This window comes from Maribacter chungangensis, from assembly GCF_042676845.1.
GTDB classification, from domain to species: Bacteria; Bacteroidota; Bacteroidia; order Flavobacteriales; family Flavobacteriaceae; genus Maribacter; species Maribacter chungangensis.
This window is the reverse complement of the sequence record NZ_JBHTHY010000004.1, coordinates 33,997-52,256: the sequence shown is the minus strand read 5'-3', so window position 1 is coordinate 52,256 and position 18,260 is coordinate 33,997. Positions and strand designations below refer to the sequence as shown.

The 18,260-nt window shown below is 40.8% G+C and carries 17 protein-coding genes; 5 read left to right on the top strand and 12 right to left on the bottom strand.

Features of this window, described 5'->3' with window-relative positions:
• Nucleotides 1-312: 312 nt before the first annotated feature.
• From pdxH to rpsA, 7 genes are all read right to left on the bottom strand, one after another.
• The gene (gene pdxH / locus ACFQZJ_RS06490; protein ID WP_379933212.1) at nucleotides 313-960 is read right to left on the bottom strand and encodes a pyridoxamine 5'-phosphate oxidase; all 648 of its coding nucleotides are present in this window, start codon (nucleotides 958-960) and stop codon (nucleotides 313-315) included.
• 111 nt (nucleotides 961-1,071) lie between these two features.
• Nucleotides 1,072-1,977 carry a ribonuclease Z gene (locus ACFQZJ_RS06485; RefSeq protein ID WP_379933210.1) on the bottom strand — a complete coding sequence of 302 codons (906 nt, stop codon included), beginning with the start codon at nucleotides 1,975-1,977 and terminating at the stop codon, nucleotides 1,072-1,074.
• Nucleotides 1,974-2,306, bottom strand: coding sequence for a ribonuclease Z (locus tag ACFQZJ_RS06480; protein ID WP_379933208.1), 333 nt, complete (start codon nucleotides 2,304-2,306; stop codon nucleotides 1,974-1,976). The genes ACFQZJ_RS06485 and ACFQZJ_RS06480 overlap by 4 nt, the downstream gene beginning before the upstream one ends.
• 4 nt (nucleotides 2,307-2,310) lie before the next feature.
• Nucleotides 2,311-3,240: an aspartate carbamoyltransferase catalytic subunit gene (locus ACFQZJ_RS06475; RefSeq protein WP_379933206.1), complete on the bottom strand. Its 930-nt coding sequence runs from the start codon at nucleotides 3,238-3,240 to the stop codon at nucleotides 2,311-2,313.
• A gap of 9 nt (nucleotides 3,241-3,249) precedes the next feature.
• Nucleotides 3,250-3,630 carry a hypothetical protein gene (locus tag ACFQZJ_RS06470; RefSeq protein ID WP_379933204.1) on the bottom strand — a complete coding sequence of 127 codons (381 nt, stop codon included), beginning with the start codon at nucleotides 3,628-3,630 and terminating at the stop codon, nucleotides 3,250-3,252.
• A gap of 5 nt (nucleotides 3,631-3,635) precedes the next feature.
• The gene (pyrR, locus tag ACFQZJ_RS06465) at nucleotides 3,636-4,175 is read right to left on the bottom strand and encodes a bifunctional pyr operon transcriptional regulator/uracil phosphoribosyltransferase PyrR (protein ID WP_379933203.1); all 540 of its coding nucleotides are present in this window, start codon (nucleotides 4,173-4,175) and stop codon (nucleotides 3,636-3,638) included.
• 126 nt (nucleotides 4,176-4,301) lie between these two features.
• Entirely contained in the window at nucleotides 4,302-6,161 is a 1,860-nt protein-coding gene (gene rpsA, locus ACFQZJ_RS06460) for a 30S ribosomal protein S1 (RefSeq protein ID WP_379933202.1), read from the bottom strand.
• A gap of 263 nt (nucleotides 6,162-6,424) precedes the next feature.
• On the opposite strand from rpsA, the gene ACFQZJ_RS06455 reads away from it, so the two are divergent.
• A complete protein-coding gene (locus ACFQZJ_RS06455) occupies nucleotides 6,425-6,805 on the top strand; it encodes a LysM peptidoglycan-binding domain-containing protein (protein ID WP_379933200.1) in 381 nt (126 codons plus the stop codon).
• A 142-nt stretch (nucleotides 6,806-6,947) separates the two neighbouring features.
• On the opposite strand, the gene cmk is transcribed toward ACFQZJ_RS06455, so the two are convergent.
• Nucleotides 6,948-7,643 carry a (d)CMP kinase gene (cmk, locus tag ACFQZJ_RS06450; protein WP_379933199.1) on the bottom strand — a complete coding sequence of 232 codons (696 nt, stop codon included), beginning with the start codon at nucleotides 7,641-7,643 and terminating at the stop codon, nucleotides 6,948-6,950.
• Nucleotides 7,644-7,725: 82 nt separating this feature from the next.
• Nucleotides 7,726-10,176, bottom strand: coding sequence for an endopeptidase La (gene lon, locus ACFQZJ_RS06445; protein ID WP_379933197.1), 2,451 nt, complete (start codon nucleotides 10,174-10,176; stop codon nucleotides 7,726-7,728).
• A 277-nt stretch (nucleotides 10,177-10,453) separates the two neighbouring features.
• On the opposite strand from lon, the gene ACFQZJ_RS06440 reads away from it, so the two are divergent.
• Genes ACFQZJ_RS06440 through ACFQZJ_RS06425 form a run of 4 tightly spaced genes read left to right on the top strand, consistent with a single transcriptional unit; the run spans nucleotide 10,454 to nucleotide 13,397 of the window.
• Nucleotides 10,454-11,008: an RNA polymerase sigma factor gene (locus ACFQZJ_RS06440; RefSeq protein WP_379933196.1), complete on the top strand. Its 555-nt coding sequence runs from the start codon at nucleotides 10,454-10,456 to the stop codon at nucleotides 11,006-11,008.
• Entirely contained in the window at nucleotides 11,008-11,568 is a 561-nt protein-coding gene (locus ACFQZJ_RS06435) for a hypothetical protein (RefSeq protein WP_379933194.1), read from the top strand. The genes ACFQZJ_RS06440 and ACFQZJ_RS06435 overlap by 1 nt, the downstream gene beginning before the upstream one ends.
• Nucleotides 11,549-12,640 (top strand): hypothetical protein, encoded by a 1,092-nt coding sequence (locus ACFQZJ_RS06430; protein WP_379933552.1) that lies wholly within the window; start codon nucleotides 11,549-11,551, stop codon nucleotides 12,638-12,640. Before ACFQZJ_RS06435 ends, ACFQZJ_RS06430 begins: the two co-directional genes overlap by 20 nt.
• Nucleotides 12,641-12,671: 31 nt before the next feature.
• Complete coding sequence (locus ACFQZJ_RS06425; protein ID WP_379933193.1) at nucleotides 12,672-13,397, top strand: head GIN domain-containing protein; 726 nt, start codon at nucleotides 12,672-12,674, stop codon at nucleotides 13,395-13,397.
• Nucleotides 13,398-13,439: 42 nt separating this feature from the next.
• Here the strand turns inward: ACFQZJ_RS06425 and ACFQZJ_RS06420 are convergent, their stop codons facing one another.
• From ACFQZJ_RS06420 to ACFQZJ_RS06410, 3 genes are all read right to left on the bottom strand, one after another.
• Nucleotides 13,440-14,777 carry an MFS transporter gene (locus ACFQZJ_RS06420; protein WP_379933192.1) on the bottom strand — a complete coding sequence of 446 codons (1,338 nt, stop codon included), beginning with the start codon at nucleotides 14,775-14,777 and terminating at the stop codon, nucleotides 13,440-13,442.
• Between the two features lie 68 nt (nucleotides 14,778-14,845).
• The gene (locus tag ACFQZJ_RS06415) at nucleotides 14,846-15,661 is read right to left on the bottom strand and encodes a M48 family metallopeptidase (protein ID WP_379933191.1); all 816 of its coding nucleotides are present in this window, start codon (nucleotides 15,659-15,661) and stop codon (nucleotides 14,846-14,848) included.
• A 35-nt stretch (nucleotides 15,662-15,696) separates the two neighbouring features.
• Entirely contained in the window at nucleotides 15,697-18,096 is a 2,400-nt protein-coding gene (locus ACFQZJ_RS06410; RefSeq protein WP_379933189.1) for a glycoside hydrolase family 31 protein, read from the bottom strand.
• Nucleotides 18,097-18,260: the final 164 nt, after the last annotated feature.

Here is an 18,260-nt window from a genome sequence, read left to right as displayed (position 1 = left end):
ACTTGATCTATTAGATCCCAATACCATTTTGTCCTAGTTCATATTTCTTGGCTCTAATTTCTTGGCTCTCTTGCTTAAATAAAAGAGATTCAATAATCCCTCCCAAAGAGCGAAACTGAATCCTCATACGATAAAACCAGTTAAAAAAACGCTTTCTAGATATTCAAAATAACGTTTAGAGCAAAACATTCCAACTTTGCGCTTCTCACTTATTTCTAATTACTTCTCGCTTTTTACTTTCGCCATAATAACATATTAAATGCTTTCCTTCCTCTCTATACTTTCCAATTTCTTGGCTCTTGTCTCTAAAATTTAAGGTGCCAAACGCTCTATTTTCCATTCAAAATCTTCTTGAAGGCTGTACCGTATTCTATCATGCAACCTGTTGGGTCTCCCTTGCCAAAATTCCATAGAAACAGGTTTTACAATGTAACCGCCCCAGTTTTGGGGTCTTAGGATTTCTTTGCCTTCGTACTTCTTTTCCAGCTCCTTTAGTCTGTTTTCCAAAACATCTCTTGAAGGGATTACCGAGCTTTGATCGGATACTATCGCCCCTAGTTTACTGCCATCCGGTCTAGATTCAAAATACCCATCCGACAGGTTATCGGCTATTTTCCCGGCCTTGCCCTTAATAATGACTTGACGCTCCAGTCCTGGCCAAAAAAATGAAATACATACGTGGGGGTTATTGGCTATAGCCTTACCCTTTTCACTGTCGTAATTGGTATAAAAAATAAAACCTTCGTAGGTATACTTTTTAAGCAGCACCACCCTACTTTTGGGATAACCGTCCAAACCTACCGTAGAAACGGTCATCGCATTGGGTTCGTCTATGTTATCCGATTGTTCGGTTTCATAAAACCAAGTCTGGAAAAGCTGCATGGGATTGTCCGATACATTTTCTTCTATCAATTCACTTTTCTCGTAAGATTTTCTATAAGCTCCTAAGTCTTTTTGCATAACTAAAACTAAAAAAACAAGATAATGAAAGTTGGGGAAATCTAGTGGATTTAAGGCCTAAGAATTTGGGTTTTCAAAAAAGTTTATTGAAGGACAGAAAGTAGGTGCCCCTTAAAATTCAAAACACTTGCCATCATCGGCAAGCTCTACCTTATCAAAAATCCGCTGTGCCTCTTCCTTAAAAAGGGAGATGGACTTGTACCTAGTAGAGTAATGGCCCAGCACCAAGGTTCCTACTTTGGCTTCTTTAGCTATTAGAGCTGCTTCTCTTGCCGTACTATGTTTGGTCTTTACGGCCAGGTCTGCCTGTGACTCCAAAAACGTAGCTTCATGATACAGTACATCAACTCCGGAGATTATGGGAACAATATCCGGTTTATGAGCGGTATCGCTACAAAAAGCATACGACTTTGGTTTTGGGGGATCAAAAGAAAGCAATTTATTTTCTAAAATCTCACCGTTATCCAACACTACATCATGACCATTTTTTATGTTTTGAAAATAAGCGGTATCTATACCATAGCTTGTAACGGCATTTATATCCAGTTTGCGCTCCCCTGGTTTTTCGCTAAACAAAAATCCGTTGGTATAGACCCTATGATGCAACGGTATGGTTTTCACACTTACTTTGTCATCCTCATAGACCAATTCGCTCTCCTTAGAGGTAAGCTCATGAAAGTACAAGGGATAATTTGTCCAAGAATCACCTAATTTCAACAATAAAGTTATTGCTTCCTTAATCCCTTTTGGTCCGTATATGTGCATTTCCTTTTTCCTTCCCAAAAGCCTGAATGTAGAAATAAGCCCCGGAAGCCCAAAAAAATGGTCGCCATGCAAATGGGAAATAAAAATATGGTTGATTCTGGAAAACTTTATTTTATGCTTGCGCAACTGCACCTGTGTTCCCTCGCCACAGTCGATCAAAAACATCTGGTTCTTGAGCTCCAAAACTTGGGAAGTAGGATTGGTAAGTGTTCTAGGGGTGGCGGCATAACAGCCGAGGATGGTCAACTTCACAGGCCTAGGTCTCGCTCTATTTCTTCCATTTCAATGATATCCTTCGCTTCTTGTAGCGTTGGTGTTACCATTATTTCCTCTGGCACTTCGTCGTAGGCAACCTTATTGGTAACAATAACGAACGACTTTCCGTCCGCCTTGTGCTTATTGGATAGTTCCAAAAACTCCAGCACATCTCCGGCATTCAGCTTATCAAAAGAAAATAGATTAAGAATCAAGTTATCGTCCTTGACCTTATCGTAGGCCTTATTTATATTATCCAAAAAACTAGGTAATTGAATTTTCTCTTGGTATACGATAGTTGTATTTCCGTCCTTGTCAAAAATCATAGTATTATTGTTTAATCTTGGAAGCCAACAAATAGATGACCGCCATACGAATGGCGACACCATTTTCTACTTGGTTCAAAATAATGGATTGTTTGGAATCCGCCACATCGCTGGTAATCTCCACACCCCTGTTTATAGGTCCGGGGTGCATGATTACAATTTCCTTGTCCAAACTATCCAAGAGTTGTTTATTGACCCCGAATTGTTGGGTATATTCCCTTGTTGTTGGAAAGTAGCTGATATCCAAACGCTCGTTCTGTATGCGCAACATATTGGCCACATCGCACCATTCCAATGCTTTACGAAGGTTGGTCTCCACACCGACCCCCAAAGACGCTACATATTTGGGAAGTAATGTTTTGGGCCCGCAGACCTTTACGTTGGCTCCTTGCAGTTTTAAGGCGAATATGTTGGAAAGCGCAACCCTGGAATGTAAAATATCTCCAACAATGACAACATTTTTACCCGCTACATCTCCAAGTCGCTCCCGTATGGAATAAGAGTCCAATAGCGCTTGGGTAGGGTGCTCGTGTGCCCCATCACCTGCGTTTACTATAGATGCCTTAACATGTTTGGACAGGAAAATTCCAGCGCCTGGATTAGGATGTCTCATGACTACCATATCCACTTTCATTGAAAGAATGTTATTAACGGTATCAATCAATGTCTCCCCTTTTTTTACGGATGACTGACTGGCAGAGAAATTAATAACATCTGCAGACAAGCGCTTTTCGGCAAGTTCAAAGGAAAGCTTGGTACGGGTACTGTTTTCAAAGAAAATATTAGCAATGGTAATATCGCGCAAAGAAGGTACTTTTTTTATGGAACGATTGATAACCTCCTTAAAATGGTCTGCAGTTTCAAAAATGAGTTGAATATCCGACTCCATCAAATATTTAATTCCCAACAAGTGGTTCACACTCAGTTCGCTCATTTTCTTATTTTATTGCTTAGGTCTTGTTTCGCTACCTGGTTTCCCCACAAGAAACTCAAAATCTATTTCCGAGACTGTTTTATCTTCCTTTAAAAAGCTCAAGTGAACGGTTGCGCCATCCAAAAAATCAAAATCGTTTAAAATAGGTTGCATCGCCTTAAACAACGCTTCGGCATTCTTACCATAGGAGTATAAGGTGCCATGTGTATCGTCCATAGCAACTTCATGTCCGTCATGTCTGCCTATTTCGGCTGGTAGTTCCTCAAAAAGACGCATATCCAAGATATGGATTTCATCCAAACCAGCAAAGGCACCAAATTGGATAATCACGGAATCGTCGGTTCTTACGTAATCGGATTCATTTTCCAGAAGTTCTTCGAACAACTTCATAACTGTTACCTATTTATCAAATAAATTACGTCCTCCCCATCATTTTCTTTCCACATCACCTTTACTTTTTCCCCATCGATCGCATCTACCTGTCTCCCCCTATAATTTGGTTGTATGGGCAAATGTCTGCTGAACCTACGGTCTATGAGCACCAAAAGCTCCACCTCCTTTGGCCTGCCAAAAGACTGCAGCGCGGTCAAAGCGGCGTTGATACTGCGGCCAGTATAGAGAACATCATCTATCAAGACCACTTTTTTTTCCTCTACCAAAAAATTGATTTTGGTTTTCGTCGCTTCCAAGGTTTTATCGCCCCGCCGAAAATCATCACGATAAAAGGTAATATCCAACACCCCGATATCTATATGTTTAACGCCGTACTCCTCTTGTAAAATCTTGTTCAAACGTTCCGCAACAAATACGCCTCTAGGTTGCAGCCCTATTAAAACGGTGTCTTTAAAATCCAGGTGATTCTCCAATAACTGACAAGCCAACCGATGTAGGATGATGTTTATTTCTTTTGAGGAGAGTAATACTTTTTGGCTCATAGTTGTCCATCGGGCATTTAGCATCACAAAAATAGGGAATTCATTCAAATATTCTTGAAGAGTTCATTCTAAAAAAAAGCCCCGACCAAAAATGGCCGGGGCTTCTGATAGGTATAAATTAAAAGCTTACTTCTTCTTAGAATCCGCTTCCATTTTATCTTTCAATGCTTGTAAAGCGTCGTTTGCATCACCAAGGGTAGGTTTGGCTTCGTCCGCGCTGGCCGCCTGTCTTTTAACAGCTGCTTTTACGTTACGTTGCTCCTCTTCCCTGAATATAGCGGTATGACTGGCTACTACACGCTTGAAGTCCTTATTGAATTCAATAATCTTGAATTCGGCTTCATCGCCTTTCGTTAGCTTCTTACCATCTTCTTTCTCCAAATGACGTTGTGGTATAAATGCAGTGATATCCTCGTTAAAGTCTATGGTAGCACCTTTATCAACGATTTCGGTAATGGTTGCCGTATGAACGGTATCCAAGGCAAATTCTGTCTCGTACTTGTCCCATGGGTTCTCCGTAGTCTGTTTATGACCTAAGCTTAGCTTACGACCATCAACATCCAGCTCCAACACTTCAACTTCCAAAGTATCACCAACATTGGTAAACTCGGATGGGTGCTTCACTTTCTTCGTCCAAGAAAGGTCGGAGATATAGATAAGACCATCGATACCTTCTTCCAATTCTACAAAGACACCAAAGTTGGTGAAGTTTCTAACGATACCACTATGTTTGGATCCTACAGGATATTTGGTTGTAATATCGGTCCAAGGGTCTGGCGTCAACTGCTTAATACCAAGGGACATCTTGCGATCTTCACGATCTAAGGTCAATACCACCGCTTCTACTTCATCACCTACTTTTACGAAATCCTGTGCGGAACGCAAGTGCGTAGACCAAGACATTTCAGAAACGTGGATCAATCCTTCGACTCCTTCTACCACTTCGATAAATGCACCGTAATCGGCTATAACAACGACTTTACCTTTAACTTTATCTCCAATCTTGATTTCATCACTAAGGGCTTCCCAAGGATGCTTCTCCAATTGCTTAAGACCTAATTGAATTCTAGACTTGTTTTCATCAAAATCAAGGATTACAACATTCAATTTTTGGTCTAGCTCTACCACCTCGTTCGGGTGATTGATTCTACTCCAAGAAAGGTCTGTAATATGTACGAGACCGTCAACACCACCAAGATCAATGAACACACCGTAAGAAGTAATGTTTTTAACAACACCTTCCAGTACCTGTCCTTTTTCTAGTTGACTGATGATCTCTTTTTTCTGCTCCTCAATATCGGCTTCGATAAGTGCTTTATGGGAAACAACTACGTTTTTGAACTCATGGTTGATTTTCACCACCTTGAATTCCATTGTTTTATTTACATACTGGTCGTAATCGCGGATAGGCTTCACGTCTATTTGAGAACCTGGCAAGAATGCCTCGATTCCAAAAACATCAACGATCATTCCACCTTTAGTTCTGCATTTTACGAAACCACTAACAATTTCTTCTTTATCGTGCGCCGCGTTTACACGGTCCCAAGCCATAATCGTACGTGCCTTTCTGTGCGAAAGTACCAATTGACCACTTTTATCCTCACGGATGTCAATAAGCACCTCTACCTTATCACCTACTTTTAAATCTGGATTGTAACGGAACTCGTTCAAGGAAATAACACCTTCGGACTTTGCATTGATATCAATGATCGCCTCCCTATCCGTAATGTATACTACCGTTCCTGTAACTACTTCCTCATCGGCAGTATCTACAAAGTTTTCGGCCACCAATTCTTCGAACTCCTTTAATTTGGAATCGTCAACACGCTCAATTCCTTGCTCGTACTTCTCCCAATTAAAGTTTTCTAAAAATTCCTGTGGGTCTTGAACAGGAGCCTGTTCTTTCGTTTCTTGAACTACTTCCGCAGTTTCTGGGGTTGCCGTTGCAGTTTCTACCGCGTCAGCTGGTTTTTTTTCTTCAGCCATTTGCTGATTATTAATTTGTATTCCACAATACCCAAGAGCTAAACGTCTATTATAGAAGTTGTTATATTTTGCTTTTTTATACCCTTTCCCGCTCTTGACCGTGCCGTAAAAAAGGTGTGCAAAAATACAACTATTATCCTTAAATACAAATACAATTTATGAGCTTCCCTAAAACTGTTGGGACTTTACCCTTTTTATATCTTAATTAGTACAATAATTAGTATCTTTCGGGTCACAATATTAACCGTTAAATTAAAAATAGTATGAGTGTTAAGGCAAAGTACCAAGGCGTTTTAGATCTTGGTGAACAACTAGGAATACAAAATGGCAATGTTACGGAGGAAGGCAACGTGCTTAAAATAAAAGGGGAGGCAAAAACACCCTACGAAAAGGATTTGCTCTGGGACAAGATCAAAGCCATAGGAGGCGAAAACGCTGCAGACATCAAAGCCAACATTACTGTAGCGGACGATTCCGTGTACCACCGCCACACCGTTGCAAGCGGAGAGTCTTTAAGTAAAATTGCGAAACACTACTACGGCGACCCCATGAAGTACAAGCAAATTTTTGAAGCGAATACCAATATCCTTAAAAATCCGGATGTAATACATCCAGACCAGGTTTTGGTCATTCCAAATCCATAAGACGTTAGACGTTAGACGTTAGACGTTAGACGTTAGACGTTAGACGTTAGACGTTAGACGTTAGACGAAATTAAAAAATGCCGCTGAGCTTTCAGCGGCATTTTTTTCCTTTCCTTATTTTTAAACAACTCTAAAGCAGGTATTACCCCTGCTTCTGTATTACCCGTAAGGCATGGTTATGCATACGCTCAAACTGTTCCTTAAGTCCCATGTCACTATTGTCGAACTCAACGGCATCTTTTGCCTTCATTAATGGAGAAAATTCGCGATGGGAATCTATATGATCCCTTTTTTCTACGTTTTCCAAAACGTCCTCGTAGCTTACCTTCTCTCCCCTATCCAATAGTTCTTTGTAGCGCCTGTAAGCTCTTTTTTCTGGAGATGCGGTCATAAAGACTTTAAGTTCCGCATCCGGAAATACAACGGTACCTATATCCCGGCCATCCATAACAATACCCTTTTCCGCTCCCATTTTCCGTTGCATTTCTACCAACTTTATACGTACCTGTTCTATTTCTGCAATACGGCTTACATTTTTGGATACCTCCATTTTTCGTATTTTCCGTTCAACATTCTCACCATTGAGATACATCTCCGAGAAACCAAGGTCTTTGTTAAAAACAAATTTTAATTGAATTTTGAACAACTCGCTAACCAAGCCATCAACATTTATGGATTCATCGCCTATATAACCGCTATGCATAGCAAATAAGGTGATGGCGCGATACATCGCACCTGTATCTACATACACGTAACCAAGTTCCTTTGCCAGTTGCTTGGCCAGGGTACTTTTCCCGGTGGATGAATATCCGTCTATAGCTATGGTTATTTTTTTCATAAAAAATTCGGTTCTGTATTATATCGCTAAAAATAGAAAGAATTAGGTTCCTCCTAGTCCTCTATAACGTAATTATTTACCGTTATAGTTTCTTGGCGTTCTTTACTTTCCTATTGGTCACCGCAATATCGATCACCTCTTGCATATCCTTTACATAATGAAAGGTAAGCCCCTTTAGATAATCTTCCTTAATTTCCTTGATGTCCCGCTCATTATCCGCACACAAGATAATTTCTTTGATTCTTGCACGCTTTGCAGCCAAGATCTTTTCCTTGATACCACCTACCGGTAACACTTTGCCACGGAGTGTAATCTCACCCGTCATTGCCAAACTCTTCTTCACCCTTCTTTGTGTAAATAAGGATACCAATGAAGTTAACATCGTTATCCCCGCACTTGGACCATCTTTAGGGGTAGCACCTTCAGGCACATGAATATGTACATTGTACTTTTCAAAAATTTCAGGATCGAGTCCAAATCGTTCTGCATTGGATTTTATAAACTCCATCGCAATCGTAGCGGATTCCTTCATGACCTTACCAAGGTTTCCCGTTATGCTTAAGTTGCCTTTTCCTTTGGACAAAATAGACTCTATAAACAAAATATCACCACCCACACTGGTCCATGCCAAACCGGTAACCACACCTGCGACTTCATTATTTTCGTACTTGTCGCGTTCCATTTTTGGGGCACCTAATACTTTAACAATATCCTCGTTGCTTACCTTGATATCATACGCTTCCTCGATAGCGATGGACTTTGCCGCATAACGTACCATTTTGGCCAGTTGCTTTTCCAGCGCCCGCACACCGGATTCCCGTGTATACCCTTCTACAATTTTTTCTAACTGGGGCTTCCCTATCTTTAAGTGCGATGCATCCAATCCGTGCTCCCTTAACTGCTTGGGAAGCAAGTGTTTTTTGGCTATCTCCACCTTTTCCTCGATCGTATAACCCGTTACGTTTATAATTTCCATACGATCTCGCAAAGCCGGCTGTATCGTATCCAAGTTGTTGGCCGTTGCAATGAACATTACCTTGGATAGATCGTAACCCATTTCCAGAAAGTTGTCATAGAACTCGCTATTTTGTTCGGGATCCAACACCTCTAGCATAGCAGAAGATGGATCACCTTGGTGACTGTTCGATAACTTGTCTATTTCATCTAGGATAAATACAGGGTTCGATGTTCCTGCCTTTTTAAGGCTTTGGATAATCCTTCCGGGCATGGCCCCTATGTAGGTCTTACGATGTCCGCGAATCTCTGCTTCGTCTCGTAATCCACCTAAGGATATACGCACATATTCCCTACCCAATGCCTCGGCCACAGACTTTCCTAGCGATGTTTTACCTACACCAGGAGGGCCGTACAAACATAAAATTGGGGATTTCATATCGTTGCGCAACTTTAAAACCGCCAAATATTCGATAATTCTGCGTTTCACATCTTCCAAACCATAGTGATCGCGGTCCAAAATGCGTTCAGCTCTTTTTAAATCGAACTTATCCTTAGAAAATTCGTTCCAAGGTAAATCCAAGAAAAGGTCCAGATAGTTGCGTTGAATGGAATATTCCGCCACTTGCGGATTCATCCGTTGCATTTTGGCCAATTCTTTGGTAAAATGCTCCTTCACCTTTTTGCCCCATTTCTTTTTCTTGGCCTTGGCACGCATTTCCTCCAGCTCGTCATCTGCCGAAACACCGCCCAGTTCCTCTTGGATAGTCTTCATTTGCTGGTGCAAAAAATACTCCCGCTGCTGCTGGTCCAAATCGCTCCGAACCTTAGACTGTATATCGTTCTTAAGTTCCAACTTTTGCATCTCCACATTCATATACTTCAATGTAGTCAAAGCACGTTCCTGTAAGTCACCAATTTCCAACAAATCCTGTTTTGCCTTCACATCCAAATTAAGATTGGAAGAAACAAAGTTGATTAGAAAGGAATCGCTCTGAATATTTTTTATGGCAAAGGAGGCTTCACTTGGAATATTAGGATTGTCCTTAATGATTTTTAAGGCCAAATCCTTAATAGACTCTATAATTGCCAAAAATTCACCGTCGTTATGGTCCGGTCTCAATTCTGCCGTTTCACGAACGGTGGCGGTGAAGTAGGGCTTTTGGGTAAGTACCTCTGCAATTTCAAAGCGTTTTTTACCTTGGATGATAACCGTCGTATTTCCGTCGGGCATTTGTAGTACACGCAAAATCCGTGCAACCGTACCTAAGGTATTTATATCCTTAATTTCCGGATTTTCGATCTCCTCATCTTTTTGCGATACCACGCCTATTACCTTGTTGCCGTTATTGGCATCTTTTATCAATTGAATAGAGGAATCCCTGCCAGCGGTTATCGGAATTACCACACCCGGAAACAACACCGTGTTCCGCAAGGGAAGTATTGGAAGTGTTTCCGGTAATGTTTCCCCGTTCATTTGTTCCTCGTCCTCTGCTGTTAGCAAAGGGATCAATTCCGCTTCATCATCTATGCCCTGTAAGGACATATTGTCAAAGTTTGAAAATTTAGAATCTCCCATCTGTATATATCGGTCATTCTGTCACGTATGTGGCAGAAAAATTAGTTTAACAATTCGTTTTAAATCTTGGTACAGCCCTTAAATACCTCACATTACACGAATAAGGACAATACGCTAACCCGTCAATTCAATTCTTATGCCAACCTCATCCTACCAGGTAACCTATGTTGCTGGCATCTACTGAACACAGGTCTTGTTTCGTGTAAATGAAAATCTTTTAACGCAAACTGTAACAATGCGTAACTTTCCTCATCTATAAAACAAACCGATCACTTTTTTGAGCCAAAAAGAAGTACATATTGATGCATTATTGCAATCGTGCATGCTTGGAAAACAAAGCGCACAGCTAGAAGTTTACAACAGGTATTACAGGGCCATGTACAACACGGCCATACGTATTGTAAAGGATAGCGCAGAAGCAGAAGATGTAATGCAAGAATCGTTTTTGAACGCGTTTACGAAATTGCACACATTTAAGGCCGAAGTAAGTTTTGGAGCTTGGTTAAAACGAATTGTTATAAACAACAGTATTTATCATTACAAAAAGCAACGGAAAAAAAATGAAGTTGCATTGGATGATATACTTTATAAGGTCGAAGATAATGACGGAATTTCTTCGGATCATGTGTTTGTAAATCAAAAGGCTCAAAAAGTGATGGAGACCATGAACCGCTTAAAAGATAATTACAGAGTTTCTTTGACCTTACATTTAATAGAAGGGTACGATTATGAGGAAATAAGCGAAATCATGAATATAAGTTATGCAAATTGCCGTACCACAATATCCAGGGCAAAGGAAAGTTTGCGCAAGAAACTAGAAATTACATACTAATGGAAGAAGACAACATAGAACAACTCTTTGCGGCCCTAGAAGGTTCTTTGGACATAAAAGAACCAGCGAGCGGGCACCAAGAACGGTTTTTAGAAAAACTACAACTTGGCAACAATATCGATGCAGCTCCGGTCAAAAAATCTTTTTGGTCGAAACCCTTGTCCATAGCAGCGGCTATAGTGGTTCTTATAGCTGTGGGTATTGGTCTACTGAACCAAACGAATGATACGCAAGAACAAATGGCCAAGATATCCCCTGAGGTTTCCAACACGCAGTTTTATTTTGCTAGTTTAATTCAAGAACAGGTAAAAGAACTACAATCGGAAAGTACTCCGGAGACACAAAGAATTATTACCGATACCATGACCCAACTTGCAAGCTTGGAAAGAGATTACGGCCAATTGGAGCAAGAAATGTTATCTGGCGGAAACAAAAAAATATTGCTTAAAGCGATGATTACAAATTTTCAGACCAGAATAGACTTATTACAAGATGTGCTTGAACAAATTGAAACGATTAAAAATTTAAAAAACTATAATGATGCGAACTATACTTTATAACTATACCTTAATACTGCTTGTACTAAGCCCTGTTCTTCTAATGGCCAACCATGGAGAATTCGATGGTAGGTACACAAAGGAAAAAACGATAAAAAAAGAGTTTAACGTAAATGCGGATGCCTTATTAAAAGTGAACAATAACTACGGCAACCTTAACATTACCTCATGGAGCGAAAACAGAATTGTAATAGAAGTACACATAAAGACCAATGGTGACAACCAAGAAAAGGTGCAAAAAAAACTGGATGAAATCTCCGTAGATTTTGATGCAAGCAGCAGTATGGTTTCCGCAAGGACTACTTACGGCGAACAGCAGCGTAGTTGGGGCTGGAACTGGGGCAAGAACAACAATGTGAACATGCAGATCAACTACACCATTAAACTACCAGTTAAGAACAGCGTAAACCTAGATAATGATTACGGTAACATTATCCTTGATCGTGTAGATGGCCATGCCAAAATAAACTGTGATTACGGTAGACTGGAAATTGGCGAATTACGCGGCAGAAACAATCAGCTTAATTTCGATTATACATCCAAATCGACTATAGGATACATTAATAGCGGAAAAATTGAGGCCGATTACTCTGGTTTTACCATTGAAAAAGCGGGCGACCTTACTTTAAATACGGACTATACCAACGCAACTATCGAAACCATGGAAAACCTGGAGTACATCAGCGACTATGGCAACCTAACTGTAGGGGAGGCAAATAACGTAAACGGTAACGGAGATTATGTTACCATTAAACTAGGCGTTATTCATGGTAATGTAGATTTGAATTCAGATTACGGCTCCATACGTATAGCCGAACTTGCAGAAGATGCAGGAAATGTTTCTATACGAACCGATTATACAGGAATTAAAATTGGATATAACGCCAACTATCATTTTGATTTTGATATCACCACAAGCTACTCGGGCGTTAGCGGCAAGGACGATTTTGAAATTCATATACGTACGGAAAAATCCAACAGCAAACATTACAAAGGCTATTACGGCAGTGCCAATAGTGGTAATTACGTAACCTTGAACAGCGATTACGGAGGCATCAGCTTTACCAAAAAATAAGAATAACGAATCAATCTAAAACACAAGAAAAATGAAAAAAGTAATTGTAGTAACATTGATCTTAGCGATCACGGCATCCTGTTCGGCACAATGGGGAAAAAGAATTAAAGGAAACGGAAATATGGTAACCATAGAACGGACTACCGGCGAATATGATGCCATAGCGGTTTCCGGATGGTTCGATGTAGATTTAGTGGATGGAAAAGAAGGGGAACTAAGCTTGGAAGGTGAGTCCAATCTGTTGGAATACATCGTAACCGAGGTGAAGAACGGAAAACTGGTCATTAAAACAAAGAACAATGTAAACCTTAAACCTTCTAATTGGAACAATGGTATAACCATAACTGTTCCCGTAGCTAGTGTAAGTGAAATTTCACTATCCGGATCGGGAGATATTGTGGGTAGGACTACCATAAAAACAGATCGGTTGGAGACTGCCATGTCGGGCTCAGGAGACATCACCTTGGATGTAGAAGCAAGCGATGTTAGCGCAAGTATGTCCGGGTCGGGAGATATTACCTTTAGTGGAAATACTACAGACTTTTCTGCAACCATTTCGGGAAGTGGCGATATTAAAGCCTTTGACCTTGAGGCGGATAATGTAGAGGCTACCGTTTCCGGTTCGGCCGATATAAAAGTAACTGCGAACAAAATGTTGCAAGCCAGGGTCTCAGGATCTGGCGATATCACCTACAGGGGCAACCCGGAAAAACTGGATACCAAAACCTCAGGTTCGGGCGACATTTCAAAAGACTAACATCAAAAATGCGAACAATCAATAACTGAAGAGTCCCTTTTTTTAAAGGGGCTTTTTATTTGGTACCCGTAATAACAACAAAATCCCCACTAAAAAGAACAAGAACAGAAATAGTATTGCGTAGCGCATACCACTCAAATGGTCTACCACGGCAAAAATGACCATCCCTATTACAATGCCTATCTTTTCGGCTACATCATAAAAGCTAAAATAGGAGGTGGTATCCTCTGTATCCGGCAAATACTTGGAATAGGTAGAACGTGCCAATGCCTGCACCCCTCCCATGACGAGGCCCACAAAACCGGCGGCAATATAAAACTGCATGGGCGTTTTCATGAAATAGGCATAAAAACAAAGACACAACCATATCAAATTAACAAATATCAAGGTTTTTATATTCCCGAATTTAGCAGATGCCCTTGACGTTATGATGGCACCCGCTACGGCCACTAGCTGAATAACTAAAATACTGATTATCAAACCCGTGGTTTTTTCGCTATCACTGGCCCAAGAAATCTCTTTTTCACCAAAATAAACGGCCATCAACATGATGGTCTGCACCGCCATGCTAAATACAAAAAAAGCGTTTAAATAACGTTTTAGCGGTACATTACCCTTAAGCTGCCGCCAAACCGAACGTAATTCACGAAAACCATTGAAGACAACATCTTTAGTTACTTTATGTGTAGGACCCGATCCGCTGGGTAAGACATAAAAAGTATATTGACTAAAAAGCATCCACCATAAGCCCACGGTAATAAAGGATATTTTCATAGCCTCGAATTTGGCAGCGTTCAATTCGCCCTCCGTAGCACCAACATCAAAGCCAAACCACTGTGGATTCATCACCATGGCCAGATTCACGAGCAACAGGAGAACGCTACCCACATAACCCATGGAGAAACCTTTGGCACTTATACTATCCTGTTGATCCTCAAAAGCAATATCTGGCAAATAGGAATTATAAAAGACCAAACTACCCCAATATCCAATAAGTCCCATAAAATAAAAAAGTACACTTAGATGAATATGATCCAAGCTAAACCAATACAATCCAATACAACCCGTGCCACCTATATAGCAAAAAAACTTCATGAAGGTCTTCTTGTTCCCAACGTAATCTGCAACTCCAGAAAGAATCGGGGATAAAACGGCGACTACCAAAAATGTAAATGCCGTCACTATTTCAATAAGTACCGTTGGTTTCATATCAAAACCAAAGGCACGTACCAGTTGATTTTCTGTCGTAAACAGTGCGGAATAAAAGATGGGAAAAATAGAAGATGCTATGGTAAGCGCATATACAGAATTTGCCCAATCGTAAAAAGCCCAAGCATTCAACAACTTTTTACTGCCTTTTTCTGGTATGGTTTTTATCATGGTAACATATAAAAGCCGCTCTTTTTATAAGAACGGCTTTGAAGATACAATAAAACTGGTATTGGTTTTTATTTAAATTCGGTTACCCCGAATTTGGCAGCTTCCGCGGCAGCCTCGGGTGCCCAAGCCGTTAAATTATTGATTCGTGTATCGTTGGACGGGTGGGTACTCATAAATTCCGGTGGTGCCTCTCCCCCACTATTGGCCTTCATTCGTTTCCATAAGTTGGCGGCCTCATAAGGATCGTACCCTGCAATGGCCATGATCTGCAATCCAATGCGATCGGCCTCTGTTTCGTGACTGCGGCTAAAAGGCAACATTCCTCCAACAGAAGTACCTATGCCATAAGCTTGCATAAACGCGTTCTGCGTCTCGGCACTTTTACCACTAGTGGCCACCGCTACGCCAACAGCTCCTACCTGCTGAAGCGTTCCCGCGCTCATACGTTGGGCACCATGATCTGCCAAGGCATGCGCTACTTCGTGCCCCATTACCACGGCTATACCTGTTTCGGTTTGGGTTATGGGAAGTATTCCTGTATAAAATACAATTTTACCGCCTGGCATACACCAAGCGTTTACTGCCTCATTATCTACCAATTTATACTCCCATTGGTAATCACTTAGATAACCTGGATAGCCATTTGCGGCCAACCAGCGTTCTGCAGCTGCAGCTATTCGTTGTCCTGTCCTAGTGACCATGTGCGCCTCCGCAGTTCCGGTTATCACTTTATTCTCACCGAGAAATTGGTCGTACTGCGCAAATGCCGTAGGGAAAATTTGACTATTGGGGTAAAAATTAAGTGTTTTTTGACCTGTAAACGGATTTACCTTACATGCCGATACCCCTAGAAAAAGGGCTAATATTACTAGTATTTTTTTCATTTTAATAGTGTTTAGTGTCCGAAAATTACAAAATATTACTTTCCTGTAATGTGCAAAACCGTAAAATTCTTGTCTATAAAAAGGCTGTGACTTCCGTTTGGTTTTACCGATTTTAGGTCAACCTCCTCATTGTCTACCTCAATTTTATCTATTTGAAAGGGAAGTCCATGAAGGTTGAACTTTAATGTTTCATATTCCGTCACAAAAGTTCCACTCTTAAACTGTTGAACCGTAAGCGATTTCTCCTTACCCGTTAATTTAAAGTTACGAAGGGAATATCTACCTTTTTTGTAATCGTAACCATCTTGGGCATCTTCGTAAACCTCGGAAGACTCGGTTCCCAACTTAAAGTAGGTATCTAAAATCAACTCTTTGATCTCTAGCTCGCCTACGTACTGTTGAACAGGATATTTGGGTATGATAGCACCTTCTTTTATGAATATCGGAATTGAATCCAAATCTGCTTTTACCCAGCGTTCTTTTCCTCCCTCGCTTACTTCATCTGTCCAAAAATCATACCACTTGCCTCGGGGAATATACATTCTTCTTCCTTGCGCATTAGGTTCCTGAACCGGACAGACCAATATTTGTTCTCCAAAAATAAACTCATCTGTCCTAAAATGGGTCTGTACATCTTCTTGATCAAAAAGCACTAAAGATTGTAGCATAGGTCGTTGCTCTTTACTGTACTTGTAGAACATCGTATATAAATAAGGTAGTAACTGATATCTGATCTCTATAAACTTACGAACGATATCGGTAATCTCCGTTCCAAAAGACCAAGGTTCTTGATCACCATGATCACCACTGGAATGCACCCTGCAAAAGGGATGGAAAATACCCAATTGTACCCATCTTGCGAACAATTCTCCATTGGGTTGTTCTGCAAAGCCACCAATATCGGACCCCACAAAAGAATAACCGCTCATACACATACGTTGCATCTGCACATTGGCAATCCATAAATGCTCCCATGTAGCTACATTATCCCCCGTCCATGTAGACGAATACCGTTGGGTTCCTGCATAGGCGGCCCTAGTGATCACAAAAGGTCTATTTGGATATACATATTTCTTAACGCCTTCATAGGTTGCCCGCACCATTTGCATCCCATAAACATTATGGGCTTTCCTATGGGTACAAGGATGCCCATCATAATTATGTCTGGTATCCAATGGAGCTGTTTTTGAAGGTACTTCCATTACGGCTGGTTCGTTCATATCGTTCCATACGGCATGTACACCCAAGTCCGACATGAATTCCTTATATAATTCTGCCCACCATTCGCGGACATCAGGGTCTGTAAAATCGGGAAAATTACATTCCCCGGGCCATACTTTCCCGGTCATCAAAGGACCATCTCCCCTTCTACAGAAATAGCCTTTTTCCAGGGCTTCCCTATAGATCCAATATTCGCGGTCTATTTTAATTCCCGGATCGATCATCACCACGGTCTTAAAACCATCGGCCTCCAATTCCTTTATCATTCGTTTTGGATCGGAAAAAAGTTTTTTATCCCATGTAAAACAACGAAAACCGTCCATATAATCAATATCCAAATAAATGGCATCACAGGGAATATTTTGATCTCTAAACCCTTTTGCAATCTCCTTTACATTGCTTTCGGGATAGTAGCTCCACTTGGACTGGTGGTAACCCAAGGCCCACATAGGGGGCAGCTCGGGAGTACCTGTTAGGTTGGAATATGCAGAAACCACCTTGGACATTTCGGGTCCGTAAAAAAAGTAGTAGTTCAAATCCCCACCGTCTGCCCAGAAACTGGTCGTATTTCTGCGCTCATGCGCAAAATCAAAATGGGTCTTAAAGCTATTGTCAAAGAAAATGCCGTAGGCCTTGCCCTTATGCAGTCCCGTATAAAAAGGAATCGCCTTGTACAGTGGGTCCTGGTCTTTACCATAGGCATATTGGTCCGTTACCCAATTTTCTACACGCTTTCCCTTTAGGTTACTATGGGTCGCTTTATCGCCCATTCCATAAAAACTCTCACCGGTTTGGGTAATTTTACTCATTTTAACGGTATTACCACCATATTCGTAATTCTCCTCCCAGTGAAACCCAATCTCATCCTCGTTTATAATATGCCCTTCTAGATCGGAGATTTGGGTGCGTAAAGATTTTTTATCTACCAAGACATGCACACGGGCAGTTTCAATGATATACTCCGTGTCATTCTCTATTACTTCCAACTTGCTATAGCCTAAATTGGCTTCGGGGTCTATGGCATACGAAAAGTCAGGTTCAAAAACGTAGTTCGTGGCGTATCTAAATCGGATAAGACTACCTCGGAGAACCGTAATTTCAAGGACTACGCCATTCTCGGTAGTAAAGTATAATTTATTTGTATCCTGCTTAAAATCAACAATATGGTTTGGGTAAAGATTACCCTTATATTCCAATTCTGTATTTGTAATCATTCAATAAAAAATTTAAATAAAAGCAAAAAAAGTGCTTTAACACGGAACTACGAAATATAATCCCAGCAATCGCACACTATAACGTTTTAGATACATAAAAATTTTCCTTAAACCAAAAATTTCAAAAACAGTTCCTTGGTTCTATTTTATATGTTTTGTTCTGA

What these genes read in the sequence shown, in the direction of transcription:
- pdxH (WP_379933212.1), bottom strand. Translation starts at nt 960, where the DNA reads ATGCAAAAAGACTTAGGAGCTTATAGAAAATCTTACGAGAAAAGTGAA.
- ACFQZJ_RS06480 (WP_379933208.1), bottom strand. Translation starts at nt 2,306, where the DNA reads ATGATTTTTGACAAGGACGGAAATACAACTATCGTATACCAAGAGAAA.
- ACFQZJ_RS06475 (WP_379933206.1), bottom strand. Translation starts at nt 3,240, where the DNA reads ATGAGCGAACTGAGTGTGAACCACTTGTTGGGAATTAAATATTTGATG.
- ACFQZJ_RS06470 (WP_379933204.1), bottom strand. Translation starts at nt 3,630, where the DNA reads ATGAAGTTGTTCGAAGAACTTCTGGAAAATGAATCCGATTACGTAAGA.
- pyrR (WP_379933203.1), bottom strand. Translation starts at nt 4,175, where the DNA reads ATGAGCCAAAAAGTATTACTCTCCTCAAAAGAAATAAACATCATCCTA.
- rpsA (WP_379933202.1), bottom strand. Translation starts at nt 6,161, where the DNA reads ATGGCTGAAGAAAAAAAACCAGCTGACGCGGTAGAAACTGCAACGGCA.
- ACFQZJ_RS06455 (WP_379933200.1), top strand. Translation starts at nt 6,425, where the DNA reads ATGAGTGTTAAGGCAAAGTACCAAGGCGTTTTAGATCTTGGTGAACAA.
- cmk (WP_379933199.1), bottom strand. Translation starts at nt 7,643, where the DNA reads ATGAAAAAAATAACCATAGCTATAGACGGATATTCATCCACCGGGAAA.
- lon (WP_379933197.1), bottom strand. Translation starts at nt 10,176, where the DNA reads ATGGGAGATTCTAAATTTTCAAACTTTGACAATATGTCCTTACAGGGC.
- ACFQZJ_RS06435 (WP_379933194.1), top strand. Translation starts at nt 11,008, where the DNA reads ATGGAAGAAGACAACATAGAACAACTCTTTGCGGCCCTAGAAGGTTCT.
- ACFQZJ_RS06430 (WP_379933552.1), top strand. Translation starts at nt 11,549, where the DNA reads ATGCGAACTATACTTTATAACTATACCTTAATACTGCTTGTACTAAGC.
- ACFQZJ_RS06425 (WP_379933193.1), top strand. Translation starts at nt 12,672, where the DNA reads ATGAAAAAAGTAATTGTAGTAACATTGATCTTAGCGATCACGGCATCC.
- ACFQZJ_RS06420 (WP_379933192.1), bottom strand. Translation starts at nt 14,777, where the DNA reads ATGATAAAAACCATACCAGAAAAAGGCAGTAAAAAGTTGTTGAATGCT.
- ACFQZJ_RS06415 (WP_379933191.1), bottom strand. Translation starts at nt 15,661, where the DNA reads ATGAAAAAAATACTAGTAATATTAGCCCTTTTTCTAGGGGTATCGGCA.
- ACFQZJ_RS06410 (WP_379933189.1), bottom strand. Translation starts at nt 18,096, where the DNA reads ATGATTACAAATACAGAATTGGAATATAAGGGTAATCTTTACCCAAAC.